At 40.2% G+C, this 25,315-nt stretch carries 17 protein-coding genes and 1 tRNA gene; 12 read left to right on the top strand and 6 right to left on the bottom strand.

What is annotated here, in order from left to right:
* Nucleotides 1-513 precede the first annotated feature (513 nt).
* Entirely contained in the window at nucleotides 514-2,259 is a 1,746-nt protein-coding gene (locus tag PALPR_RS06325; RefSeq protein ID WP_013444783.1) for a tannase/feruloyl esterase family alpha/beta hydrolase, read from the top strand.
* A gap of 148 nt (nucleotides 2,260-2,407) precedes the next feature.
* A complete protein-coding gene (locus tag PALPR_RS06320; protein ID WP_013444782.1) occupies nucleotides 2,408-2,902 on the top strand; it encodes a nuclear transport factor 2 family protein in 495 nt (164 codons plus the stop codon).
* 117 nt (nucleotides 2,903-3,019) lie between these two features.
* On the opposite strand, the gene PALPR_RS06315 is transcribed toward PALPR_RS06320, so the two are convergent.
* From PALPR_RS06315 to PALPR_RS06300, 4 genes are all read right to left on the bottom strand, one after another.
* Nucleotides 3,020-3,625: an L-threonylcarbamoyladenylate synthase gene (locus tag PALPR_RS06315; protein WP_013444781.1), complete on the bottom strand. Its 606-nt coding sequence runs from the start codon at nucleotides 3,623-3,625 to the stop codon at nucleotides 3,020-3,022.
* A 191-nt stretch (nucleotides 3,626-3,816) separates the two neighbouring features.
* Nucleotides 3,817-4,572 (bottom strand): triose-phosphate isomerase, encoded by a 756-nt coding sequence (tpiA, locus tag PALPR_RS06310; protein WP_013444780.1) that lies wholly within the window; start codon nucleotides 4,570-4,572, stop codon nucleotides 3,817-3,819.
* 93 nt (nucleotides 4,573-4,665) lie between these two features.
* Entirely contained in the window at nucleotides 4,666-5,802 is a 1,137-nt protein-coding gene (locus PALPR_RS06305; protein ID WP_013444779.1) for a BT_3928 family protein, read from the bottom strand.
* Nucleotides 5,803-5,905: 103 nt separating this feature from the next.
* The gene (locus tag PALPR_RS06300; RefSeq protein ID WP_013444778.1) at nucleotides 5,906-6,448 is read right to left on the bottom strand and encodes a DUF1599 domain-containing protein; all 543 of its coding nucleotides are present in this window, start codon (nucleotides 6,446-6,448) and stop codon (nucleotides 5,906-5,908) included.
* Nucleotides 6,449-6,723: 275 nt separating this feature from the next.
* Here PALPR_RS06300 and PALPR_RS06295 point away from each other — a divergent pair, with 275 nt between their 5' ends.
* From PALPR_RS06295 to PALPR_RS06280, 4 genes are all read left to right on the top strand, one after another.
* Nucleotides 6,724-7,068, top strand: coding sequence for a hypothetical protein (locus PALPR_RS06295; protein ID WP_013444777.1), 345 nt, complete (start codon nucleotides 6,724-6,726; stop codon nucleotides 7,066-7,068).
* Between the two features lie 136 nt (nucleotides 7,069-7,204).
* Nucleotides 7,205-7,651, top strand: a complete 447-nt coding sequence (locus tag PALPR_RS06290; protein WP_013444776.1) for a septal ring lytic transglycosylase RlpA family protein — start codon at nucleotides 7,205-7,207, stop codon at nucleotides 7,649-7,651.
* A 199-nt stretch (nucleotides 7,652-7,850) separates the two neighbouring features.
* A complete protein-coding gene (locus tag PALPR_RS06285; RefSeq protein WP_013444775.1) occupies nucleotides 7,851-11,618 on the top strand; it encodes a DUF3857 domain-containing protein in 3,768 nt (1,255 codons plus the stop codon).
* Nucleotides 11,619-11,792: 174 nt separating this feature from the next.
* Nucleotides 11,793-12,593: a tRNA threonylcarbamoyladenosine dehydratase gene (locus tag PALPR_RS06280; RefSeq protein WP_013444774.1), complete on the top strand. Its 801-nt coding sequence runs from the start codon at nucleotides 11,793-11,795 to the stop codon at nucleotides 12,591-12,593.
* Between the two features lie 60 nt (nucleotides 12,594-12,653).
* On the opposite strand, the gene PALPR_RS06275 is transcribed toward PALPR_RS06280, so the two are convergent.
* Complete coding sequence (locus PALPR_RS06275) at nucleotides 12,654-18,686, bottom strand: alpha-2-macroglobulin family protein (protein WP_013444773.1); 6,033 nt, start codon at nucleotides 18,684-18,686, stop codon at nucleotides 12,654-12,656.
* A 192-nt stretch (nucleotides 18,687-18,878) separates the two neighbouring features.
* Here PALPR_RS06275 and PALPR_RS06270 point away from each other — a divergent pair, with 192 nt between their 5' ends.
* The 6 genes from PALPR_RS06270 to PALPR_RS06245 all read left to right on the top strand — a co-directional run bounded on the left by PALPR_RS06270 (nucleotide 18,879) and on the right by PALPR_RS06245 (nucleotide 25,081).
* Entirely contained in the window at nucleotides 18,879-20,207 is a 1,329-nt protein-coding gene (locus PALPR_RS06270) for an MATE family efflux transporter (protein WP_013444772.1), read from the top strand.
* Between the two features lie 214 nt (nucleotides 20,208-20,421).
* The gene (locus PALPR_RS06265) at nucleotides 20,422-21,768 is read left to right on the top strand and encodes an ATP-binding protein (protein WP_013444771.1); all 1,347 of its coding nucleotides are present in this window, start codon (nucleotides 20,422-20,424) and stop codon (nucleotides 21,766-21,768) included.
* 34 nt (nucleotides 21,769-21,802) lie between these two features.
* A complete protein-coding gene (radA, locus tag PALPR_RS06260) occupies nucleotides 21,803-23,173 on the top strand; it encodes a DNA repair protein RadA (RefSeq protein ID WP_013444770.1) in 1,371 nt (456 codons plus the stop codon).
* A gap of 128 nt (nucleotides 23,174-23,301) precedes the next feature.
* Nucleotides 23,302-23,748, top strand: a complete 447-nt coding sequence (gene tnpA, locus PALPR_RS06255; RefSeq protein ID WP_013444769.1) for an IS200/IS605 family transposase — start codon at nucleotides 23,302-23,304, stop codon at nucleotides 23,746-23,748.
* Nucleotides 23,749-23,937: 189 nt separating this feature from the next.
* Nucleotides 23,938-24,720, top strand: coding sequence for a HipA family kinase (locus PALPR_RS06250; RefSeq protein ID WP_013444768.1), 783 nt, complete (start codon nucleotides 23,938-23,940; stop codon nucleotides 24,718-24,720).
* Nucleotides 24,698-25,081, top strand: coding sequence for a DUF3037 domain-containing protein (locus PALPR_RS06245; RefSeq protein ID WP_013444767.1), 384 nt, complete (start codon nucleotides 24,698-24,700; stop codon nucleotides 25,079-25,081). Before PALPR_RS06250 ends, PALPR_RS06245 begins: the two co-directional genes overlap by 23 nt.
* 71 nt (nucleotides 25,082-25,152) lie before the next feature.
* On the opposite strand, the gene PALPR_RS06240 is transcribed toward PALPR_RS06245, so the two are convergent.
* Nucleotides 25,153-25,226, bottom strand: a tRNA-Ala gene (locus tag PALPR_RS06240).
* Between the last annotated feature and the right edge of the window lie 89 nt (nucleotides 25,227-25,315).

Below are 25,315 nucleotides of genomic sequence, written 5' to 3'. Positions count from 1 at the left end.
AAATATTACCATAATACTATATTTAAGAGTGAATAATTATTTTTCGTGATTGTTAGTTGGTGCAGAATTACCAATCGACTTCAATAATAGAGGAAGGTACTTAATGCAGGTGATTGAAGTCAAAGAAACGTTGACAAAAATAACAAATTATGTCGAATAATCAAATGTTTATCACATGATTTGCGGTGTTTTTATGGTCATATACTGCTCATTTTTATTGATACAAGACCTAATGCGATAATAGAATGATAAATTAATTAAAAACAGAATTGATTTTGTATCTGATTCAGTCAATCTATCAGAATAATATTGTACATTTGACTCGGAAAAACGTTGTTTTTCATTTTCATAATATACTTATAGAACTTGTCATATAATCTATTGAATCAGATTGACAAAGTGATTTTATAGGCTCAGTAATCTGTTTAGAATGAGCCTAATTTTGTCGTTATTCGCTATTCTGACTTTTCTATAGCTCCTGTCATAACAATACTAACCAATCATATAATAAAAATGAAAAAATTAATTTATTCAGTTATTGTGCTGTTTTTCTTTGGTGTCAATGAATCATTTGCCCAAGCGAAAATACTGACCAATATCACTATCACTAAAGCCGATTTATCTAAAGTTGGCACTTCTGTTCCCGCATCTTCCATCGGTGAGCCAGTCGGTTCTGTAAAACTTTATGAACCTCGCTGGGTTGAGGCTACTGATGCTACTCCGGCGTATGCTGTTGTGGAAGGATCCATTTTTCCTGTCGATCCGAAGGGTTGGCCAATAAACTTCAGAGTTATTTTGCCTGCAAGCTGGTCGCAACGTTCTATGCAAGCCGGAGGAGGTGGTATGAACGGGACTATCACTGTACGCGAAGGTAAAAATCCTCTTATAAACAAAGGATTTGCGCTGTACGGAAGTGATTCAGGTCATCAGGCTGCTGGATTTGGTGGTGGCGGTCAGAAACCACTTGCTTCAGGTCCTACTCCGGGTGATGAGTGGGCGCTGAATGACGAGGCTATCAAAAATATGGGTTATATGCAAATGAAGAAAACCCACGATGCTGCTGTTGTTATTATGCAGCGTCTTTATGGAAAACGTCCTGCCTATAACTATTATGTAGGAACTTCTCATGGTGGTCGCGAGGCGCTTACAGTGGCTCAGCGGTATCCAAAAGATTATAACGGCATCATAGCCAATGTTCCAATTGTCAACTTTTCGAGCCTTATGCTTGCTCCGGAGCTGATCAGAATACAGGAAATACCGGCAAAGAACTGGGTAACTCCTGCCAAAGTAAATGCAATTCGTGTCGAATTTCTTCGTCAATGCGATAAACTTGACGGTATCGCCGATGGTGTTGTGAGCAACTATGTGGCTGCCCGTTCTATATTCAATGTGAATGACGGTGTCGGACCAAAAGACCCATGGGCTGCACTTCGGGCTCCTAATAATGTAGACCCGAATCCGGCTGACAAGTCTGAATCGGCTAAGCTGACCAATGAACAAATCAAAACTATGGAATTGGCTTACAGTACCTATAAATTTGCGACACCACTTGCCAACGGCGTCACCGGATTTGGTATGTGGCTTCCTACAGTTGAGCCCGATGGATTTGGTATGATAACCGGACAACGCTACAAAGGACAGGAAGGAGCTCCTGAAAATGCGCAGGTTCATGGTTCGCTTGGTTCGTTAGGTGTAACCGGATTTTTAATGCAGGATTTGAAATCAAATCCACTGGATTATGTCGAAGGCGGTAAATGGAATAAACGTCGCGAACAGTTGTCAGGTTGGTTGGACTCTACAAATCCGGATTTAGCTGCATTTTTCAAAAGAGGAGGCAAGATGATTTTGACTATTGGTACCATGGACAATATCGCTTCGCCGGGTGCTCAACTCGATTATTATCAGTCTTTGATTAATAAAATGGGACGTGCTACAATTGATAAATTCGCCCGCTTATATGTTGTTCCTCAGGCCGGTCATGGTTTGAGTGGAAAAGGGTATAAAGTGAATGGTGAGGGAAAACCGGTAGATGTAAAAAATATACCTTCGCCCAATGGCGACGATAATATGGATTTACTTGTAAACTGGGTTGAAAAAAATCAGGCACCTGCCAAAACGATGGTAATAGATGCCAAAGGTCGGATTAGCCAGAAACAACAAGGAACAGGAGGTTATTTGATGTGTTCGTATCCAAGCTACCAAAAATATGTAAGTGGACCGGCCGACCAGATAACATCGTATGTAAGCGCCGCTAAATAAAATCTCAAGTACTGCATTACGAAATAGAGTGTTCTATAAATATATCAATTATTTGTAGAACACTCTTTTCAAACTGCTATATAAATAATAGAAATCTGGGAAGTAATCTGTAGTTGAGTATAAATTTTCATCTTATAAACATATTATTATGAAAACAAAAAGCATTGTAGTTTTTTTCTCTTTATTTCTGTGTTCTTTGATAGTTTACTCTCAGGAAGCAGTAGTTGCATCGCCCAATCCGGATGCTTTATTTACCAGTAAAGATAAAAAGTTAAACAGAAATAAACAAGTTGCGTACCATATTGTAAAAGACTTGTTAGAGTGTAATCATTGGGAGTTGGCAGATAAGTATATAGCAGAGGGTTACATACAACACAATCCGAATGCTGCTAGTGGGAGGGATGCTGTTGTGAAATTCTTTGTTGAATTGTTGAAGGTGACTCCAACCCCTATTCCTCAAAAGATGAAAACGAAAGTTGTTTCTGTTGTAGCCGAAGGCGATTTAGTAACCGTAGCTTATGTCAAGGAAGAAAAGGATACAAAACATTCCGGACAAAAGTATACTACTACCTGGTTTGATCAATGGCGCATTGTAGACGGAAAAGCCATCGAACACTGGGATGGAGCGTTGAAGATGATGTGATTTAATTCTATGAATTACTCTCGATTTGTCATTGTCTCGCTAAATGAAACTGTGGTAAAAATAGAAGAGGTTGAATTCTTAATTGAATTCAACCTCTTCTATTTATTTTATTCAGAATCACTGCAATTCTCCGGCTCCCTGGCGGATAATAACCGGTTCGTCTTCAGTGCAGTCGACTATGGTGGAGTGGATTAATCCTCCCATACCACCATCTATTACCATGTCTACCTGATGACCGTATTTTTCTTCAATCAGTTCCGGGTCGGTGATGTACTCGGTGGTTTTTTCGTCGGTAAAGATAGAGCTTGTCATCAGCGGGTTACCCAGTTCGCGGACTATTTCCAACGCGATGTTATTTTGAGGCATACGGATACCCACTGTTTTTTTGTTTTTGAAAAGTTTGGGTAACTTGCTGCTCCCGTTAAGGATAAACGTGAACGGACCGGGCAAGTTCCGTTTCATAAGTTTAAAAGACACATCGTCCATTTTAGCGTACTCACTTATCTGACTCATTTCATGACAGATAAATGACAAGTTGGCTTTGCGCATATCGTGCTCTTTCAGCTTGGCTATAAACTCAACCCCCGATGCATTGAATATATTACAGCCAAATGCGTAAACGCCATCGGTAGGAAAGATAATAATTCCTCCTTTGCGCAATACCTCTACCACCCGGCGTATTTCGATTGGATTAGGATTTGTATCGTAGATTTTTATTAGCATATTTTCAGTTGTCAGCGAACAGTTATCAGTGAACAGTTTTTAGCAAACATTTTCAATAACTTATGACCGGAACGCGGTGCAAAAGTACAAAAAAATCCTGTAAACATATTTACAGGATTTTTATATTTTATCTTATCCGGCTAATCAAACCAACTAATCGAGTTAGCTATCCAATTATCGGGTCAACTAAATCAAAATGCGTCGATAATAGCTTTGAAGTCTTCAACTTTCAGAGAAGCACCGCCAATCAATCCACCGTCGATATCAGGCTGAGCAAACAATTCGCCTGCATTTTTAGCGTTACAGCTTCCACCGTAAAGAATTGATGTATTTTCTGCTATTTCTTTGCCATATTTTTCAGCAATGATTGTGCGGATAAATGCCAACATATCCTGAGCTTGCTCAGTAGAAGCAGTTACACCGGTTCCGATAGCCCAGATTGGTTCGTAAGCGATAACGATTTTTTTGAAATCATCGGCGCTCAGGTTGAAGATAGTTTCTTCCAACTGGTTTTTTACATAAGCGTTTTGTCCGTTTGCGTTGCGTACTTCCAGTGCTTCACCGCAGCAATAAATGGGAGTTAGACCGTTAGCCAATGCCAAAGCTACTTTGTCGTTAAGAATAGCGCTGGTTTCACCATAATACTCGCGACGCTCAGAGTGACCAAGGATTACATAATTAGCTCCGGTAGATTTTACCATAGCAGCACTGATCTCTCCGGTATAAGCACCTGATTCTTTGTTAGCACAGTTTTGAGCAGCTACGCCAATTTTTGTTGTGTCGATAGCAGCAGCTACGCTTGCTAAATGGATAGCAGGAGTTCCGATTACTACATCGCAATTTGGAGTTGATCCGGCCAATGCTTTATTCAATTCAGTTGCCAATGCTAACCCTTCTTGTAGGGTTTTGTTCATTTTCCAGTTTCCTGCAACAATGTTTTTTCTCATCTTTTTTATTTTTATTTTAGTTTAAAATTTTTACTCACTATGTTTGCGATAGTTGTTTCGCGATATTTTCAACGATCAACTTCTAACTACCGACTACTTAGCACTAACTACCGACTTATCAAAGTCTCTCCAGTTCCATTTACCTTCTACAGTACCACTCTTAATTAATACCAATCCGGGATTAGCTCGTATAACTGTTTTCAGAGCTGTCATATCGGTTTTCCAGAATGGATAGGTAACTCCGGTTTTATCTGCAAATTTACGTATGTCATCGTCGGATGATGCTGTAAGAGCGTAAAACTTGATTCCCTTCTTTTTGGCTTTCTGATAGATTTGCTCAGCTTTCATAGCACCTTCTACAGAAGTTTCATTGATATCGTAGCATATTAATAAGTAGGTATTTCCCGGGTAACTCAGCACTTGCTTGGTTATGTCGTCAAATTGCTCGTTCATTATCGAAAAATCATGAATAGGAGCTTTGTATCCTTTTGAAATCAGTACCGATTTTTGGTCAACAAAAGTCCAGCTTGGGTCGCCTTTCGGATAATTCTCTAGTGTAAATTCTTTTTGCTCTCCATTTTTTTGATAAATAAAAGTGGTTTCATACACATCCGAAGGAGCATTATCCGGAATTTCCATGGCTTTAGGTATATTCACCCCAACTTTGTAGGGTAGAAAATCTATCATGGGTAAATGGCGGTAGCTATAAAGAGATAACGAAACTCCGAGAGCAATAAACGCGAAGAATATAAGGAACTGGATTTTGTTTGTTAGGAATGGATGAAATTTAAAATTGTATATTATCATCAGAATGGCAATGGCCAGCAACACGATATTTTTCGAAAATGTAGCCCAGTTGCTGATTATCAAAGCATCTCCAAAACACCCACAGTCGGTGACAGGATTTTTAATGGCAATGTATAACGTTAATGGTGTCATTATCAGCATAAAGATCAATGCCAATACGTTTGTCAGATCAACATGTATTCTGAAAATCATGTTAAGACCAATGATAAGCTCAAGGGTAGAAAGTGCTATTGCTAATGGGAAAGCATAATCGGCCATGGATTCCATAAAGCCGCCGAAATGGTGCAGATAATCTTCTATTTTATAAGTAGAGCCGAGTGGATCAATAGCTTTGACAAAACCGGAGAAAACAAATACAGCACCAAAGAGAATGCGACCGATTTGTAAAGCAATGTTTCCGGCATTTTGCAGGAGTTTATTCATGATAATATATTTTTAAGTACTTATTCAAAATCTTGAATAAATACAACAAGCTGGATATTTAATAGTTTCCTTTTTTATTGATTAACGTGCAGTCATCAACAAATCAGGCCGCTTCATTAATCTTTATAAGCCCGAAAACAGCGTAGTTAATCATATCGAAGTAGTTGGCGTCAATGCCTTCTGAGATCAATGTTTTTCCCTGATTGTCTTCAATTTGCTTAGTTCTGTAAATTTTCATCAGGATTAAATCAGTATATGACTCCATACGCATACTGCGCCAGGCTTCGTCATAATCATGATTTTTGTCCATCATAAGTTTTTTTGCTTCGGACATGTACTTAGCGTAAAGCTCCACACCTTTGTCGTAGGAAAGATCATCAGTTTCAGAACAACCCAATTCCAGTTGAATTAAACCAATGATACCATAATTCACAATGGCTATTAATTCAGAACGGATGCCTTCGTCAACTTTAGAAACTCCTTTTGTCTCAATACTGCGAATGCGGTTGGCTTTTATAAAAATCTGATCAGTAACTGATTGAGGACGTAGAATACGCCACGAAGCACCGTAATCTTTCATCTTTTTCGTGAAAATATCGCGGCAAATAGCAGCAACCTGATCAAATTGTTGGTCGGTATGGCTCATGTTTAAGCTGTTTTTTTGAGCTACAAAGGTATAATTTTTTGTTGAAATGAGCAATCAATATGCTCATAGACTTTTGGTTGATTTACTTGCCTCGATTTATCATACCAATATGTATTAATACAGGAATAATGCTACCTGAAAGTAGATTTTGTTGTTGTTTAAAGTGAGAGGAAAAGGGCGTAATTCGCTGATTATGTAAGCTCTATTGTCTTGGTATATTTATTGTTCTGTTTTAATAAGCAAACTATATATTTACAAACTAAACTTCAATGTGAATGAGTACAGTACAAACGTCAGCAAATCAGGTTGGTTTTTATGAGTTAGAAAAGGTGAGATTTATAATTAAAGATGGTAGCGGTCTGGATATTGCGTATGCTTATGAAGATTTGGTTTTTTCGGAACACGGAATATTTATTCTTCAGTATGCCGAAAAAACGTCTGAATTAATGTATTGTTGGTTTAACAAAGACTGCAACGATAATGATAGATTTTCTTTGTTCAAATCGTTGACTACTTCGGCTCAATTAAACAAGATGAAGATTGATTATAAAGGCAAGTTTGAAATGATTCAGCAGGAAGGTGAAGAAAAAATTGACATCCGATTTATTGAGCAAAAATAGAATAAAAGTATGTTTTTTTGAAGCTTTTTATGAGTTTTATTTTAGTTTAGGACTCAAAAGAATTGTGAATATTTGATGTAAAGTTAGGTGTTATAGATATTTATTTCGATATTTGTAATAATAACACCTGAGAACTATGACTCGACTATTACAATTAACTATATTTTTTCTGATTATTTCAACAGGATTTTCCTTTGCACAAAAGCAGGGAAATGCTTCATATTACAGCCATCGACTCAAAGGCAGGCATACTTCTGACGGAGGAAAATATCATCCTGACAGTATGACTTGTGCGCATCGTACCTATCCTTTGGGAACAATTTTGAGAGTAAGGAATCCCAAAAACAGCAAGCAGGTATTTGTCAGAGTGACTGACCGTGGGCCGCACCAAAGAAGACTTATGATTGACTTGTCGTACAGTGCCGCTAAACAATTAGAAATTATCGGAGCAGGAATTGCCCTTGTCGAAGTTACGCGTCTTGACTCCATGCCACTGAGCATTCCGACCCCAATTTATAGCCCGCTCCCTATTCTTCGGGTAAGCAAAGTAGACGTAAATAAGACTTTGCAGCCAGCCAGCTAAATCATCCTTTTTAGTGATATTGTAATACATTTTGATAGAGATTGAGATGTAATTTATCATGCCCGGAAATCAAATGAATTTACAGAAATAATTCACAAAATTATTGTAAAAATAGAATATATTTCTCATCTTTGCTCCACCTTATCAGGGCAAATATTGAGTCTGATAATCTAATACAATCATTTTAAAACCATAAGAAATGTTGAAACGAAATCTATTTATTTTATTCCTCATTCAAATGCTGAGTTGGCAAGGCGTAGCAGGTCAAGATCAGCAGGACTATAAAAAAGGGTGGGAAGCATTCACAAGTAATAATCGTGTTGATGCCCGTAAGTATTTCAATCAGGCTATAGCCAATCCCCAGACTAAATCGGATGCTCTGTTAAGTCTTTGTTTATTAGACTGGACTGAATATAAAAACGATGCTGCATTCGACAACTTCCGTCAGTTCTATACTTCCGGTTCTAATCCATATCCCTATTTATATGCATTTAGTTCGCTTCCTTTTTTACTTCAATCGAGCGAGATATTACCCCAAAACAGAGTTGATTTTTTTGAAAAAATAAGCGCTGATCCGAAGATGAGCGGAACGCTTAAAGCCATGATATGTGAACGTTTGGGATCGTATTACGAGAAAATCAATAATTTCAAGCGTGCCAAAGAACTTTATACAAAAATGGGCGCTTTGACTCATTGGCAAGTGCTTGGAACATTTGACAATACATCGGGCAGCGGGTTCAGCAAAGATTGGGGTGCAGTAAGCAAATCATCTCGGACAGATATCTTTAAAAATAAGGTTGATGCTGATATAAAGTGGTACACACCTACCTGCAATAAGCCCAATAACTGGTTCCATTTGGAATACTACTTTCCTCTGAATAATACGATTACTTATACACAAACTTTTGTAAACAGCCCGGTAGAGCAGGATGTTTATCTTCGGGCAGGGAATTCAGGTTCATTAAAAATATGGATCAATGATGCTCAGGTATCAACAGTTTCGGAAGAACGGAATTGTGATCTGGATATTTATGCATACAAAATAAAACTCAACAAAGGCTCCAATAGGATTCTGGTTCAGATAGGGCAGAGTGAAATAGAAGATGCCAATATTTTAATCAGACTTACCGATGAAAATGCCAATCCTGTTCCGGGTTTAACCGATTCGGACATTCGTGGAGATTATTCAAAATCGGCAGCTCAACCAACCAATGAATTATTGCCATTCTTTGCTGAAAAGTACATGGAAGAGAAAGTTCGCGAGTTACCGGCAAATCCATTGTACTATTATTTGTTGGCTGAAACTTACTTGCACAACGATAAATCTTACGAAGCCACCAAAGTGCTGAAGAAACTTGAAGAACTGACTTCTAAATCAACTCTGACATCGTACAGACTGTCAGAAGCTTATACCAGAGCAAAAAACAGAACCGATTATGAAAAGGAGATGGGCAATATTAAACATTTGGATCCCAACTCGTTTTGGGGCTTGCAGGAACTTTACAATGAAGCTATAAAATCGGAAAAATACACCGATGCCGAAGATATTTTAAAAAAGGCGAAAGAATTATACGGCGAAAATTCGGTAACGGACGAGTGGACTATCAATGTGGCTTCATACCAAAAGCGCTATGAGGATGTGATGGCTTTGGCAAAAACGCTTTATAAAAAATATCCCAGTCGGCTTGATTATATGAAGTTGAACTTCTCAATTGAAAAAAACACGTCGAAAAACCCTAAAACAGCTGTTGCCGTGATTGAAAACTATTGCAAATCGTACTTTAATGCGAGCGCATTGGATTTATTGTCCAAAACGTACATTGAGCAAGGTAATCCGGACAAGGGACTCGCTACACTGAAACAAAGGCTTGATGTTATGCCTTATGCTACCGGATACTGGGATGATCTGGCGTCGGTTCTGTTTCGCATGCAGAAATACAAAGAAGCGTTGGCTGCTACCGATCAAATAATTGCCTTGTCGCCAACCCTGACCGGTATTTATAACTACAGAGGATATATCTATAATAGCCTCAAGGATGAGCCAAATGCCATAGAAAGTTTCAAGAAATCCATTTATTACGGACCAACTTCTTACGATTCACGTTCGCAGCTAAGATTGCTGGAGAAGAAAAAGGAACTCAATGAGTTGTTTCCCAAAAATGATCTGAACGAACTTATCAAAAATGCGCCTACTGCCAAGGAATATCCGCAAGATAATTCGATTATACTTTTGAATGATTATCAGTCAGTTGTTTATCCTGAAGCTGCTAAGGAATATAAATATGAAATAGCGGTCAAAATTTTAAATCAGGCCGGTGTCGAAGACTGGAAAGAATATACCATTGGTTATAACGACAACACACAAAAACTTTTAATAGATAAAGTGGAAGTGGTAAAAGCCAATGGAACAAAGGTGAAGGCGGAAACAAATAACGATAATAAGTTAGTGTTTACTAATCTGGAAGCCAATGACGTGCTTCATCTTATTTACCGCGTTCAGGATTTCTCGACTGGCAAGTTGGCTAAGCACTTCTTCGATCATTTTCTGCTGCGGTACAATATACCTTCGCTGATTAATCGTTATAGTGTATTGGCTCCCAAAGATCGGGTTATCAATTATCTGGTTACCAACGGAAAAGTTGAACCAAAGATAACAGAAGTTGAAGATATGAAGCTGTATCAATGGGAATTGGATAAGCAAGATGCTGTGAAGAGCGAACCTTATATGAGTGCACTGACCGACGTCGTTCCAACTTTATATTGTAGTACTATACCTGACTGGAAATATGTGGGTGACTGGTACAAAGATTTGACATACAGTAAATTCAATACAGATTTTGTGCTTAAAGAAACAGTAGCTACTATTCTGAAAGGTAAAGAAAACAGTACTCCGTTGGAAAAGGCGAAGCTTTTTTATGATTATATTTTGGAAAACATCAGTTATTCTAACGTGTCTTTCTTGCACAGTAATTTCGTGCCTCAAAAGGCTTCACGAACCATCACTACCCGCTTAGGTGATTGTAAAGATGTGTCCACTCTTTTTGTCGCTTTGTGTAACGAAGTGGGAATAAAAGCTAATCTGGTATTGATTTCGACCCGAAATAACGGAAACAAAACGATGCCATTACCGTCGGTTGAATTTAATCACTGTATTGCTCAATTGAACCTGGATAATAAAACATATTATCTGGAACTGACAGACAACAAATTGCCGTTTGGAGCGGCACTTACAGTTGATCTTCAATCGGAAATACTACCTATTCCGTTTGCTAACGAAAAATACGGAGACAAGTTGTTGAGCATGGAAATGCCTTTCAGATTAAGAAATTCCATTAATCGTCGTCATAACATTACGCTGGCCAACAATGATTTATTAATTGTAAGAAATAATACCTATGTTGCAGAAATGGCGGCTTCACTTCGCGAAACTTACCGTGATATAGGCAGTGAAGAGCAGTTGAAACAAATGAATCAGGGAGTGGCTTCAGATTTTACGGTTCCGATAAAAGTTATAGATTTGAAATTTCAAAACCTTGAAAACTTGCAGGATAGTCTCAAAATAGATTATAAAGTAGAGGTGAAGAATATCTTGCAGACTGTTGCCGGAATGAAAATCCTCAATCTGCCCTGGACAGAGAAGGTAAGTTCGTTGGAAGTGGTGACTGCAGAAAGCCGCAAGTATCCTATTGAGCTCTGGTCTTATATGAGGGAAGATATTGACAATGAAGAAATGGTGATAAATCTTCCAGCCGGAAAGAAATTTGTGGAACTGCCTGTCGATGCTAGTTTTGACTGTGCTAATGCAAGTTATAAACTGACTTTCGATACCCGGAATCCATCGAAAATAATCGCAAAGCGTGTGATGATCCGAAAAACAGAGCAAGTTAGTCCGGCAGAATACATAGCTTTCAGAGAGTTTATTAATCGTGTAAGCGAATCGGACAATAAACAATATGCTATAAAATAATATTTTTGTCGTTTGAGAATATAAAAGAGAAGTAACGATCAGTCCGTTGCTTCTTTTTTTCGATATTATTCTTGAAACACGTTAACCTCCACAAAATATATTATTTTCAATAATCGTAGTATCTTTGCGCCTTATTTTTGGAATAAATTCAAACAGAACATATTTTCGTAGGTAATGGGTATCGAAAAAGGAATATTTCAGCGCACAGAATTGCTATTGGGCAAGAGTTTTATTGAAAAAGCGGCTGAAAAACGAGTTATAATATTTGGAATTGGTGGTGTCGGAAGTTGGTGTGCGGAGAGTCTGATTCGTTCGGGAATTCGTCATCTCACCATTGTCGATTCCGACCGTGTGTGCGTAACCAATGTGAACCGACAACTGATGGCCACCACCAAAACGGTGGGTAAAGTAAAGACAGAGGTGCTCAAAGACCGCTTGCTGGAGATTAATCCAAAGGCAGAAATCACAGCGTTACAGAAGATTTACAGTCCTGAAACAGCCGACTCTTTTGAACTCGATTCATACGACTTTATCATTGATGGAATTGATAGTCTGGCTAACAAAGTTCATCTGATTCAAACAGCCACAAAAACCAATGCTACGTTCTTTTCGTCGATGGGCGCAGCGTTGAAAATGGATCCGACCCGCATTAAAGTGACTGAATTTTGGAAGGTACAGGGTTGTCCGCTAGGAGCTGCATTGCGTGGTAGGCTGAAAAAGCTTGGAGGTACAAGCAAGAAATTTATGTGCGTTTATAGCGATGAGGTGCTTAAAAATAAAGGGGACAATGCTTCGTGCGGAACAGAAAAATGCATGTGTCCTAAAGCCATTACCGGTCCTGGAGATCCTGATTTGGTAAATCACGAGTGGTGTAGTCTGAAGGCTCAGGTCAACGGTACAACGTCGTATATGCCGGCCATGTTTGGGATGACGATAGCCAGTCTGGTGGTTCAGGCTATTGAAAAGGAAGAATAAAAAAATGTTCCGTAAACAAATCGTTTACGGAACATTTTCTTTTGTCGCTATGCAACTATATTATCTCACGGTTATTCTTTCACCTCCAGTGTGACTAACAAACTCCGGTGCATACTGACACTGAATTGATGTAATTCCACTGGTATATTCTCCCGAAGCATTTACCCATAATTCGTATTCGAACACGTAAGTGCCTTTGGGTAGATAAGCGAAGAAAAATTGCGTGGATGCGTCTTTGGTAGTTTGATAATAGCAAATTCCTTCTTTCCATTGGCTACCCGAAAGTTGATTAACCGGTTCGAAGCAGGATGCCTGCAAGTCTTTCAGTGCAACAAATTCCAGGTTTCTGTCTGTACTCACTACCAATCGGGTAATGACTTTGTCACCTTTCGATAGCGTGGTTTGTTCAATTGGCAACAGGGTTTTTCCGGTCGGAGCCATTTTTTCAACAAAAAGTTTTTTGCCGACTTTTAGCGCACCGCTTTGTCCTTCTACTTTATCCAGATCCTGATAAAACTGCCAGTACATGGCACCCCAGCCAATAGAAGTATTATTGGAACTCTTATTGAGGGGGTGACTTTGAGTCACCCTCTCAATGTTGGAAATTGTTATTTTGCCTGTTTCAGGACGAATATTAGCAACCGGTATAGTTTCTTTAAAATAGCCTGTTCCGGCTTCGGTACTGGTTGGTTGAAGTAGCGTATTTCCTATTTTTATCTGAACCGAACCTTCATTAGCTAACCAATTATTTCCTCTGTTCAGCAATGCATAAATGGCATTTACCGTTGACATTGGAGAGTCCCAACGTTGCGTTTGTTTTTGTTTTAGCAGCCAGATTTTCATTTCATCGATATCTGCTGTATTATTTGATATTTCGGAAAATGCTTCTATAATGGCAGCTTGCACGGCTATCGGTCGCTCGTTCCAGAAATATCCGGAAGTGTTTTTAGCCCAGTACATACCAAATTCATCGGTTTTCAACGCATTTTCTTTCAGCGATTTCAGAATACTGTTTGCCAACAGTGTTTTCCCGTTTCGGTTGGCAACCAGTGCCATCATGGCTTTGCCGTAAAGCGTGAAATTTGTCCAGTATTTTTCGGACTGGGCCGTATAGAACTTCACAGCTTCCTGTGCCGATTGATCAATCGGGATGGTTGGATATTCCGACCGGAGATGCAGATAGAAGAGTTGCATATTATCTACCGACATTTCTTTCTCATAGTTTTTATTATTCTTCCTGAGATTTGCAAATTCGCGGGCAATCTCTAAGTCCAGATAATGCAACGCAGCAGTAAGCGACGAGAGATAATCAGTAAGTATATCGGACTTAGTCATTTTTGCCAATCGTGCCCAGTTCAATAAGATTTCCTGGGTGATATAACGGCTATCGGGCATACCTTTAAACCATGTAAATGCTCCCGAAGGTTGTTGTAGGGAAATCACCTTGTCGATATATTGTTTCGCCTGATTTTTCTGCATATTCAGGTCGAACAGTAAGGCGATTTGCCGCTTCTGTTCCGTTTCATCTTTGGCAGCTACTACCCAAGGCGTTTCCTCAAGCAACATGTTTTTCAGTTCGCTGTTCTTTTCCAGATTGGAAAGTAGTGCTTCGCGGCTTCCTCCTGCTTTTCGCCACTGTTCAAAAGTAGCTGCAATTTTAGGATTGGAGTTGGCAATAAACCCCGCCAGCGAATTGGCGTAATAAGCAGTAAAATAATCCAACGCATTTTCGCTTTGTGGTTCGGATACGGTAGGCAGTGCTTGTACCGCATACCAGGCCGGATAGGACGAAAACTCAACTGACAGATTTTTGCTGTCTACCTTAGTACTGTTTTTTATAAGACTTTCAAAATTGAACGTGCGGGTTTCATTACCCCGAATAGTCAATGGCAAACTTTCTGTTATCAATACCTTGTCGGGCAATACGGGCAGGTATTTTTGCTCACCATCGCTGAAGTTGCCTGCGCGTGCTATCACCTTGCAGGTTACCAGTTCGTAGGGCGAAAATTCCGTCAGTTCCCATTGAACCGCTTTAGTTTCGTTTGCCGCCAGTGTTACTGCTTTAGGTGCAGCGTCTTTCAGTTTTATGGGTTTATCGGTAGCGGTGTCAATCAATTCAAAGCTAACGTTGGCTGTCAGAGTTTTGTCTGTCAAATTGACTACATTGGCACTTAATATTAGTTTGTCGGACCGACGAACAAAGCGCGGTAAATTCATTTGTACCATCAAATCCTTCTGCGTAACGACTTGTGCTTCGCCTTGTCCGAAATACAAATCAGCAGTGTGCGCTAACATCTTCACGTCCCAGCGCGTCAAACTTTCGGGAGCCGTGAAAGTGAACTTTACATTTCCTTGTGCATCGGTTTGTAGTTGAGGATAGAAGAATGCAGTTTCGTTGAAGTTGGTGCGGAGTTGTACAAGATTTCTTTCTGTGTTGTTTTCTTTCAACTTTGGCCCTTTCATAAAAAATGGTTTTTCTTCTACTTCTTGGGTAACTGCCTGTCTTACATCGGCAATATCTTTTCCATTCGCTTCATCATTGCCCTTGACATCCGCGATAGAAATCGATACTTTTGCATCCATAAGAAGATCTTGGCTTTTTATCTCTTCATCTTTTTTTATAACAGGTGCAGTAAACTTGCCTGCGCGCCTAGAATTTAATCCTCTGATAAATAGATTCCTATTCCTCATTCCATTGCGGATAGCAACATCGAGTCCAAACCAATTCAGCTGGTTCAATTGAATTTCTTTTATGGTTTTATAAGGGATAAGAAACAAAGCATTATCTGACATGAAATTATTCCCGTTTGATGTCCAGTTGGGAGAGAAAGCAACCTGCTCACGGTTCGTTGGGTTGAAAAACCAGGTATGGGGGCGAATGGCATTTAAAGAAGCATCATACATGCTAACCATCAATTCAGCCACATTTTTATTCTTCTCTGTTTCCGGAACTGTAATTGTCCATTCGGCTTTTTCGCCAGGCTGTAGTTTATTACGGAATACACTTAATGCAGGTGTTAGCTTCCTTTCTGCCACTTTTTTGGTCAGTGTTACCGAACGAGTAAACAGTTGCTCATTTTTCATAAAAGTAAGCATCACCGTTACACCGGCTCCGTAGCTTTCCTTGTAAAGAATATTAAACTTTCTGATTTCGTCGGAGAAGGGTATCCATTTACTTTCCAGCACAGTGTTTCCCTGCATTACTTCATACAAAATCATGGAGTTTTGAGTAGAGGTACCAAACAGAATAGTGGCTGATTCGCCTACAGCACATTCAGTTACCGGAGACTGTAGCCAGACATAAGTTTTTACTGGCGGGCGTTTATCATCCTGACTATAAAGAATAAATATCTTCTCCGTAGTCACTTGTTTTCCGTAAGCATCGGTGGTTTGAAATTGAATCTTATACCGTCCGGAAGCCAGTTTGCCTAAAGCCAGCTGTAATTTTTTACTATCCGTATCAAAGTTGCCTGCAAGGACTTCTTCCTGCACTTTGAAGTTGTAGATTTCCTCCGGTTCTATTGCTTTATTGGTTATTTCTTCGTTGTATTCTGTGGTTTCGGCTAGGCGCGACACAGTATATTTAATGTTTGAGCGTACAGCCTCTCCATTTACAGTTTCAGTATGAATAGCTATATTGCAGGCTTGTTTCTTGTCTATTTTATCATCAACTTCAGCCAGAATAAACAAGGCTTTGTCGCCAACCGATACTGACTGCTCTCCTTTTTGTGTTTCTCCTTTCAGGTCGGTAGCATCGGCATATACGGTGTAAGTGTAGAATTGTCCACGCACATTCAGTTCTGCCTTGTCCGATTTTTCGGGGACAAACGATACTTCAAAGGTTCCATCCGGTTTTGATACGGTTGTTCCGTTAATAATTTCTTTATCGGGTTCCTCGAACCACCAACAGTAACGATGAGGTCGGCGAATAATCCGGTATTTCACTTTTGCGTCGCCAACCGCATAGCCCGCGTAGGCTTTTACGCTTCCCGACAAAGCTACTTTATTGCCAAAACTCACTTCGTTTTTGGGTTTGTCTATTTTTACTTCGAAAGTAGGACGCTTGTATTCTTCCACCCAAAAAACCTGAGAATAAGTGCCGGATTGAATTCTGTAAGCACCGTTCAGTCCGCCCTGCGGTAACACGAATTCGCCTGCAAATGAACCGAACCTGTTTGTTTTAAAGCTTTTTGCCGTTACTTTTTGATTGTTGGCATCGAACAGGGTGACTTCATAGGCGATGCCTTCATTTGCAACTTTTTGGTTTGTTTTATCAGCTTGATAAGCTATTCCTTTAAAATAAACTGTTTGCCCGGGACGATACAGCGAACGATCGGTAAACAAGTTCAATTTCATCGATTCATTGTTGCGTGCATCATGCTGATTAAAATACGAGTAGGATTCAGAACTAAAATACTGATCTTTCCCTTTCGAAAAGAAAAACACATTGTTGGCATCGTTAGACGTAAACGGGTATTGGCACAGCCCGGTTTTATCCGTTGCAAGCTGTTTAATGAGATTTAGCTGATATTCGTTGCGTGCCCATTTGTTTTTATAAACCGTCACGTTCACCTGTTCCTGAGGGTGGCCGGTTTGTCTGTCCAGCACATACAGGTTGCCGAGATTGGGCTCGGTGATTCGGTTCATATAGCTTAGGTTAGTCACGGTAAATGCACCCAAGGTTCTTTCGGAAACACTTGAGTCATTATTTTCACGCACCCGAAATTCATAAATTCCAAAATCGCCGGTTTTGAATTCTATCGGAGTTGTTTGATTTTCAAAGTTTGTATTTGGTTTTACCTCTATATTCCGTGTTTCCAACAGCGTGTTGTCCGGGTATATTACTTTCTGATTTCGATTATTATGTTTGTATTTAAAGTACTGTTCGGCTGTAGCATTGATTTTGAATACCTGCAATTGAAGTGTTTGAATATTGGCGCTTTGAACTTTCAGTTTAAAGGTTGATGCAGGTCGTGCTATCACCGGATAGAATATGTCCAGTTGTTTTTGGGTGATTTGAGATTGAATATTCTTTAATAAATTGATGCGTTTATACTTTTTGAATCGTTTTATTCCCTGCTCGCAAATTTCATAAGCAGTCTTCAAATGATTCGCAGTCTGTGGGCGATTTTGATAATACGATGCTTTTTCGGCTAGTACTTCCACCACTGCTTCGTTGTCCGAAAACTGTGCTTCAAGCTGTTTGAGCGCATGAATATAAAGTGAGTCATTATCATCGCCTGATTCTTTCTCTTGATTAATATAATTCAGTCTTTGCAAGTCGGTGTACAGCAATGCAGGAATATTGTTGGTTTGCTTGTTGTAGGCAAGCAATTGCTGATATGTTTCGAGCACCTGATTTTCTGTCGAGCCACGGTAAGTCGAGTCGAGTGGGAGTGACGTGAAAGTTTTGATGTCGGCAAAAAGCGAGGTATCACTCAGTGGATTTTTCAGTGAGCAGGCTGCCGATATTTGCTGTAAAATATGGATTTTTCTGCTTCCTAAAAAATCGAACAGGGTTGGTTGCAGGGTTTTGCTGTCATCGCCTTTTTGGAGTAAGGTTATGAATTTATCCGCATCTGTTTTCTGTAAAACAGCAGTATTATCGAGCGATGCCGAAAGATGTTTACTGATTTTATCAAAGTATATATTCTTGGTCCATTCTTTTATATCATCGGGCACAGTGCCTTTCAGTTCGGTACGTTGGTTGATAGTCCACTGGTCTCGCTGGTAAATGAGTGCGTAAAGCTCTGCCGTCATTGAGTGGAGCAAAGCCTTTTCGGCGGGATCGCTGCTTTTTTCTGTAAACGACTCAAAATCTTTTATCAGGGCTGAAGTCTCATCGGGATTTTTATCCAGTGTAAAGCTCATTTTATAGATCATGGCTTTAATCACATCGGCAGACTTTTTCTCTTTCTGTGCTTGAGCTAATATGCTTTCCACTTCTTTCAGCGCCGACTCGGGTAGCTGCTTGTCAGCAAGCTCCTGCACTGTTTTCCAACGTTTTTCGAGCGGAATTGTTGATTTCTGAGCAACCAGTAATGTGACAAAAAGCAGGGAGGTAATGGCTATGACTACAAAATACTTCTTCATATGATAGTGTGGTTTAAAATTTCATTAACGATAAGCAAATATAATACCAATTTAAGGAATACCAATCTTTCGGGCGAAGAGCTTACTGTGTTGGTTTGTTTATTTAACTCTTTGTCTGCGTCCGGTGTAGAAATGTTTCAAAGGATATAAGTTTTTCCCTACCTTTGCATAAAAATAAAGCTAATAGAAGAAATGGACATAACTTCCAATAAAAATATATTTAAAATTACCTATCCTATTTTCCTGACACTCGTTGCTCAGAATATTATCAACGTAACCAATACGGCTTTTCTGGGGCGTGTAGGCGAGGTGGAGTTGGGTGCTTCGGCCATTGGCGGAGTATTTTACTTTGCTATTTACATGGTCGGTTTTGGGTTCAGTCAGGGTGCGCAGATACTCATAGGCCGACGAAACGGCGAGAAAAACTTCTCGCAGATAGGGCCTATTTTCAACAACGGGTTACTCTTTAATTTTTTGATAAGTATTCTGATATTCGGGCTGTCGGTAGTAGGCATTCCTCATATCATGAAGTTTCTTGTCAGTTCGGAGCACGTATACAAAGCCTCCATTGCTTACCTGGACTGGCGGGTGTATGGTTTTTTCTTTTCATTTATCAATGTGATTTTTCGCGGATTGTATGTAGGGATAACGCAGACACGTGTGCTCACCATATCGGCCGTGCTCATGGCCATAACCAACATTATCTTCGATTATTTACTGATTTTCGGCAACTTTGGTTTTCCACGTCTGGGTATTGAGGGAGCCGGTATTTCTTCGGTTATTGCCGAAGTGGTCACGTTGCTTTACCTGGTTTGGCACACTATCTATCGTACGGATATGAAACTTTACGGACTTTTTGCATTTAAAAAAGTGGAGCTCAAAACCATTTTGTCCATTCTGGATTTGTCCATTTTCATTATGTTTCAGTACTTCATTTCCATATCCACGTGGTTCATGTTCTTTATATTTATCGAACGGATGGGTGAACGTCCGCTGGCGGTGACTAATATCGGACGAAGTTTATACATACTGCTTATGATTCCGGGTTCGGCCTTGTCTACTACGGTAAATACATTGGTGAGTAACCTGATAGGAGCCGGGCGAAAAGAAGAAGTGGTTCCTTTCATACGGCGCATTGTGGGTATTGCTGTTTTGCTGGTGGTGCCCTTGCTCATTCTTACGTTTAGTTTTCCGGAACTTTTTGCCCGAATTTATACCGACGATGCAAGCCTTATCAAAGCCTGTGTTCCGGTCATGCGGGTAGTGTCGGTAGCCATGATTTTTTGTGCAGTGGGTAATATTGTTTTCAACGGCGTCTCGGGCACTGGCAACACGCGTACGGCTTTTGCCATCGAATTTCTGACACTGTTCTTTTATCTCGGATACGTATATTATACGGCAATTGTTCACCCAAGCCATGTAGCGGTAGTGTGGATGTCGGAGTTTGTCTATTGGATAATTATCGGAGGACTTGGTTATTGGTATTTGATGAAAGGAAACTGGCGCAAGAAAGAGATTTAAATTTGTGACCGTCATTACGCGACATTGCAGGAACTTGTTTCTATTCGAGGTTAATGGTATCATTAACTTTTAAACAGACCATAATCATCACACTTTTAGTGCCAATTATGTGTATAAAATCACATTTTCGGCACAAAATATGTGATTTTGGTGTCATTTTCTGAAAAAACTTGATTATCTTTGCTGTTGAATTTTTATTCTAAGGAAAAGAAAAATGGTTATAAAGAGGAATATACTTTCAAAACTGATTAAATGGCGGGATTCAAAGAACCGAAAACCTCTTATCTTGCAGGGTGCGCGTCAGGTTGGTAAAACTTGGGCGTTAAAACAATTTGGAAAAGAATACTTTGAAAATACTGCTTATTTCAATTTTGATGAAAAAACCGAATTGAAGCAATTTTTCGCGCAAACAAAAGATGTCAACCGTTTGCTTCAGAATCTTTCATTTGTGAATGGCAAACCGATTCTTCCTGAAAAAACACTGATCATTTTCGACGAAATTCAGGAATGCAATGACGCTTTAAACAGCTTGAAGTATTTCAACGAAAATGCACCGCAATACGTTTTGGTTTGCGCAGGTTCATTGTTGGGCGTGGCTCTCAATCGTGGTGCGTCTTTCCCAGTTGGCAAAGTCGATTTTTTAAACGTGTATCCGGTTTCTTTCTCCGAATTTCTAGGAGCATCAGATCTCCAGTTGCTCGAATATCTTTCTTTAAAAGATAATTTCGATCAAATTCCGGATCTATTTTTCAATCAATTGGTAGATAAGTTTAAAATGTATTATATTTCAGGTGGAATGCCCGAAGCTGTAGTTGCTTTGCTCGAGAATCAGGACGTTGAGCAAACCCAACGAATTCTGAGCAACATTCTAAATGCATATCAACTCGACTTTTCGAAACATACTGAAAATCATTTGATTCCTAAATTGACGCACGTCTGGAACTCCGTTCCATCTCAATTGGCGCGCGAGAATAAAAAATTCGTGTATCAGACTGTAAAGCAAGGAGCAAGAGCACGAGAATACGAAGATGCACTGTTATGGTTAGCACAGGCGGGATTGATTTACCGGGTTTACTCATGCAAAAAGCCAGCGCTTCCACTTTCGGCATACGGTGATTTGTCGGCATTTAAAGTATATCTTTCTGATGTGGGACTTTTACGAAGATTGTCGGCATTAGATCCCATTGCCATACGAGAAGGTAATCGATTGTTTGTTGAATTTAAAGGTGCATTGACCGAAAATTTCATATTACAGAGCCTGATAATGCAGTTTGAAGAAACTCCACACTATTGGACTTCAGGCAATCAAGCAGAAGTTGATTTTCTAATTCAATACCAAAATGATATAATACCAATTGAAGTAAAAGCAGACGAAAATGTGACAGGTAAAAGTTTGAGCTTTTACGAAAAACAATTTCAACCAAAATATAGAATTCGTTATTCATTGAAAAATCTGAAACAAGATGGTAATTTAATCAATATCCCTTTGTTTATGGCTGATTTTACAAAAAAAATCCTGACATTAGCAGACAGAACGAATAACCTGCCTCAAATAAACTAACAAACCAATTACCAACCCCAATTAACTAAGTAAAATGGCCAAAACTAAATCTGTATATGTTTGTCAAAATTGTGGCGTCGATTCGCCGAAATGGATAGGCAAATGTCCATCGTGTGGCGAGTGGAACACCTATGTAGAAGAAGTAGTCAGTAAAGACAATACGCCCAAAGTAGTGATGGGCGGACTCGAAATTACCAAACAAAAACCTATTCTGATTACAGAAGTGGAAACCTCGGAAGAGAGCCGTTTCGATACCAGTTGCAACGAGTTGAATCGGGTGTTGGGCGGCGGATTGGTTCCGGGCTCGCTGGTGCTGATTGGTGGCGAGCCGGGTATCGGCAAGTCTACGCTGGTGCTACAGGTGGTGCTCAATATGAAAGGAAAACGTACACTCTACGTGTCCGGCGAGGAAAGCGTAAAACAGCTGAAACTCCGTGCCGAGCGCCTGAAGTTTGAGAATCCCGACTGCTACATTGTCAGCGAAACTTCGCTCGAACAAATCTTTGTACATGTTCAAAACATTCAGCCCGATGTGCTTATTGTCGATTCCATTCAGACTATTTCTACCGAAATGATAGAGTCGTCGCCCGGGTCTGTGTCGCAGGTGCGGGAGTGTGCGGCTCATCTTCTCAAATTCAGTAAAACAACTTCCATTCCGGTGTTGCTCATCGGTCATATCAACAAAGAAGGCAGCATTGCCGGTCCGAAAGTGTTGGAGCATATCGTGGACACGGTGCTCCAGTTCGAAGGCGACCAGCATTATATGTACCGCATCCTGCGTTCCATCAAAAACCGCTTTGGAAGTACGTCCGAACTCGGTATTTTCGAAATGCAGCAAAGCGGTTTGCGCGAAGTAAGCAATCCGTCGGAACTGCTGCTTTCGCAAAACCACGAGGGATTAAGCGGCGTAGCCATTGCTTCGGCTATTGAAGGCGTCCGTCCTTTCCTGATAGAAACGCAGGCGTTGGTCAGCTCAGCGGCTTACGGCACCCCTCAACGCTCGAGCACTGGCTTTGATCTGCGCCGACTGAACATGTTGCTGGCCGTGCTCGAAAAGCGCGCCGGATTCAAAATTGCCCAAAAGGATGTGTTTCTCAACATTGCCGGTGGCATAAAAGTAAACGACCCGGCCATTGACCTGGCGGTTATATCGGCCATCTTGTCGTCCAACGTGGATATAGCTATCGAAAAGCACGTATGTGTGGCCGGTGAAGTAGGACTTTCAGGTGAAATTCGCCCCATCAACCGCATAGAACAGCGCATACTCGAAGCCGAAAAGCTTGGATTCAAAAAAATGATTATCCCCGAATACAACCTGAAAAGTCTCAACCTCAACAAGCTCAATATCGAACTGATACAGGTAAAGAAAGTGGAAGAGGCGTTCAGGGTGTTGTTTAAGAGATAAAAGATACGATAGTCAGCTATCTCCCGAAGGAAGTAAATGTGAATAACCGTGGGTGAAGCCCACGGATACAAATGTAAACAACCTTGCAGCCCCGAAGGGGTTGAATATCACAAAATACTGAACATGTTATGTCAAGCTACCGTCAAATTCTATATCACATTGTTTTTCGGACAAAAGACAGTATAAAAACACTAAATCTCGAAAATAGCGAGGAACTCTATAAATATATCTGGGGAGTAATCAAAGGCAAAAACGGTAAACTTTATCGAATAAATGGAATGGAAGATCACATTCATATTTTATCCGATTTACATCCATCTATTGCTTTGGCTGATTATCTACGAGATATAAAAACAGCTTCTTCAATTTGGATCAAAGAAAGTGGAAAGTTTCCTGAATTTTATGGTTGGGCAGATGGTTATGCAGCATTTTCGTATGCTTATGGTGATAAGGAAACAATTATAAATTACATCAAGAATCAACGGGAACATCATAAAACAACTACTTTTGAAGAAGAACTAAGAAAATTGTTGATCGAACATGAAGTGGAAATAAATGAGAATTTCTTCCCTTGATTGATATTCAACCCCTTCGGGGCTGTAAATAGCATGAAGCTTCAAAATCCTCCGGCTTCACCGGAGGTTATTCACATTTAGTCCCTTTGGGACAAAGAAAGTGTTGAATAGCCGTGAAGCCTGTATATAACATAAAAAGTAATTCTAAGCCCCTTTAGGGGTTTGGGGTAAAATATAATAGATAATCTAATGACCCTACGTACCGTAAATGTAACCCGCTATATCACTCCTTTGCGCGAAGGAGGTTCGCTGCCGGCATTGGCCGAAGCTGATGACGACTTCAAATATGTTGTCAAGTTTCGTGGATCGGGGCATGGCACCAAAATGTTGATATCCGAGCTGATTGGCGGCACGATTGCCAAGTTGCTGAAGTTACGCATCCCCGAACTGGTTTTTGTAGAACTGGACAAAGCTTTCGGGCAAACCGAGGGCGACGAAGAAATTCAGGACTTGCTGCAAGGAAGTCAGGGACTGAACCTGGGTTTGCACTTTCTGTCGGGAGCGCTTACTTATGATCCTGTTACCACCAAAATAGACGGACGAACTGCATCGCTCATAGTTTGGATGGATGCTTTCCTGACCAACGTCGACCGGACGGTCAAGAATACAAATCTATTGATGTGGCACAAAGAATTATGGCTTATCGACCACGGCGCGACACTGTATTTTCACCACTCATGGACCAATCACATGAAGCAGGCGCTCACGCCGTTCCCGCTTATCAAAGATCATGTTCTGTTGCCTTTTGCCGACCAACTGGAGGAAGTAAATGCTGAATGTAAGCAAATTCTCACGAACGATGTTCTACGCGAAATAACGAATATGATTCCCGATACCTGGGCTAACTGGACGGAAGATGGTGAAACTCCTGATTCGATAAGAGAAGTGTATTACCAATTCCTTAGCGAAAGACTAAATCATTCAGAAAACTTTTTAAACGAAGCACTCAATGCAAGGAAAGCACTTATTTGAATACGCCGTTATTCGTGTTTTGCCGAGGGTGGAGCGCGAAGAGTTTATCAACGTGGGGATTATTTTGTTTTCCAAAAAGGCAAAATACATTCGGATGATGTACAGTTTAAATGCTGACCGACTGGGAGCGTTTTCTACCGAGCTGGATATGGATTTGTTGCAGGAAGCCTTAAAATCGTTCGAAAGCATTTGCAATGGAAAAAAAGAAGCGGGAGTAATAGCGCAGTTTGATATCCCCGAACGGTTCCGTTGGCTCACCGCGGTGCGTAGTTCGTGTATTCAAACCTCGCGTCCGCATTCCGGATTCTCGGATAATCTGGATCAGACCATCGAAAAATTGTTCGTTGAATTAGTGTTGTAGTTGAACACCTAAGTAAACATAAAAAAGTAAGGCTTACCGATTTATCGATAAGCCTTTTTCTTTGAATCAAGTGGAGATTACCGGACTCGAACCGGTCACCTCGACACTGCCAGTGTCGCGCTCTAGCCAGATGAGCTAAACCCCCGGCTTGATTTTAAATTGCAGGGCAAAGATAAGGAAGTTTTCGAAATTATGCGTACTTTTGTTTACAATTTTACTAACAATAATGCCAAT

The organism is Paludibacter propionicigenes WB4 (assembly GCF_000183135.1).
In the GTDB taxonomy this organism is placed as follows: Bacteria; Bacteroidota; Bacteroidia; order Bacteroidales; family Paludibacteraceae; genus Paludibacter; species Paludibacter propionicigenes.
Note: the sequence above shows the minus strand (reverse complement) of the source record. Positions and strands in the feature narration are given on the sequence as shown.

Coding starts and splice junctions, on each gene's coding strand:
- tpiA (WP_013444780.1), bottom strand. CDS start 4,572: ATGAGAAAAAACATTGTTGCAGGAAACTGGAAAATGAACAAAACCCTA.
- PALPR_RS06325 (WP_013444783.1), top strand. CDS start 514: ATGAAAAAATTAATTTATTCAGTTATTGTGCTGTTTTTCTTTGGTGTC.
- PALPR_RS06300 (WP_013444778.1), bottom strand. CDS start 6,448: ATGAGCCATACCGACCAACAATTTGATCAGGTTGCTGCTATTTGCCGC.
- PALPR_RS06270 (WP_013444772.1), top strand. CDS start 18,879: ATGGACATAACTTCCAATAAAAATATATTTAAAATTACCTATCCTATT.
- PALPR_RS06245 (WP_013444767.1), top strand. CDS start 24,698: ATGCAAGGAAAGCACTTATTTGAATACGCCGTTATTCGTGTTTTGCCG.
- PALPR_RS06295 (WP_013444777.1), top strand. CDS start 6,724: ATGAGTACAGTACAAACGTCAGCAAATCAGGTTGGTTTTTATGAGTTA.
- PALPR_RS06320 (WP_013444782.1), top strand. CDS start 2,408: ATGAAAACAAAAAGCATTGTAGTTTTTTTCTCTTTATTTCTGTGTTCT.
- PALPR_RS06275 (WP_013444773.1), bottom strand. CDS start 18,686: ATGAAGAAGTATTTTGTAGTCATAGCCATTACCTCCCTGCTTTTTGTC.
- PALPR_RS06265 (WP_013444771.1), top strand. CDS start 20,422: ATGGTTATAAAGAGGAATATACTTTCAAAACTGATTAAATGGCGGGAT.
- PALPR_RS06305 (WP_013444779.1), bottom strand. CDS start 5,802: ATGAATAAACTCCTGCAAAATGCCGGAAACATTGCTTTACAAATCGGT.
- PALPR_RS06285 (WP_013444775.1), top strand. CDS start 7,851: ATGTTGAAACGAAATCTATTTATTTTATTCCTCATTCAAATGCTGAGT.
- PALPR_RS06315 (WP_013444781.1), bottom strand. CDS start 3,625: ATGCTAATAAAAATCTACGATACAAATCCTAATCCAATCGAAATACGC.
- radA (WP_013444770.1), top strand. CDS start 21,803: ATGGCCAAAACTAAATCTGTATATGTTTGTCAAAATTGTGGCGTCGAT.
- PALPR_RS06290 (WP_013444776.1), top strand. CDS start 7,205: ATGACTCGACTATTACAATTAACTATATTTTTTCTGATTATTTCAACA.
- PALPR_RS06250 (WP_013444768.1), top strand. CDS start 23,938: ATGACCCTACGTACCGTAAATGTAACCCGCTATATCACTCCTTTGCGC.
- tnpA (WP_013444769.1), top strand. CDS start 23,302: ATGTCAAGCTACCGTCAAATTCTATATCACATTGTTTTTCGGACAAAA.
- PALPR_RS06280 (WP_013444774.1), top strand. CDS start 11,793: ATGGGTATCGAAAAAGGAATATTTCAGCGCACAGAATTGCTATTGGGC.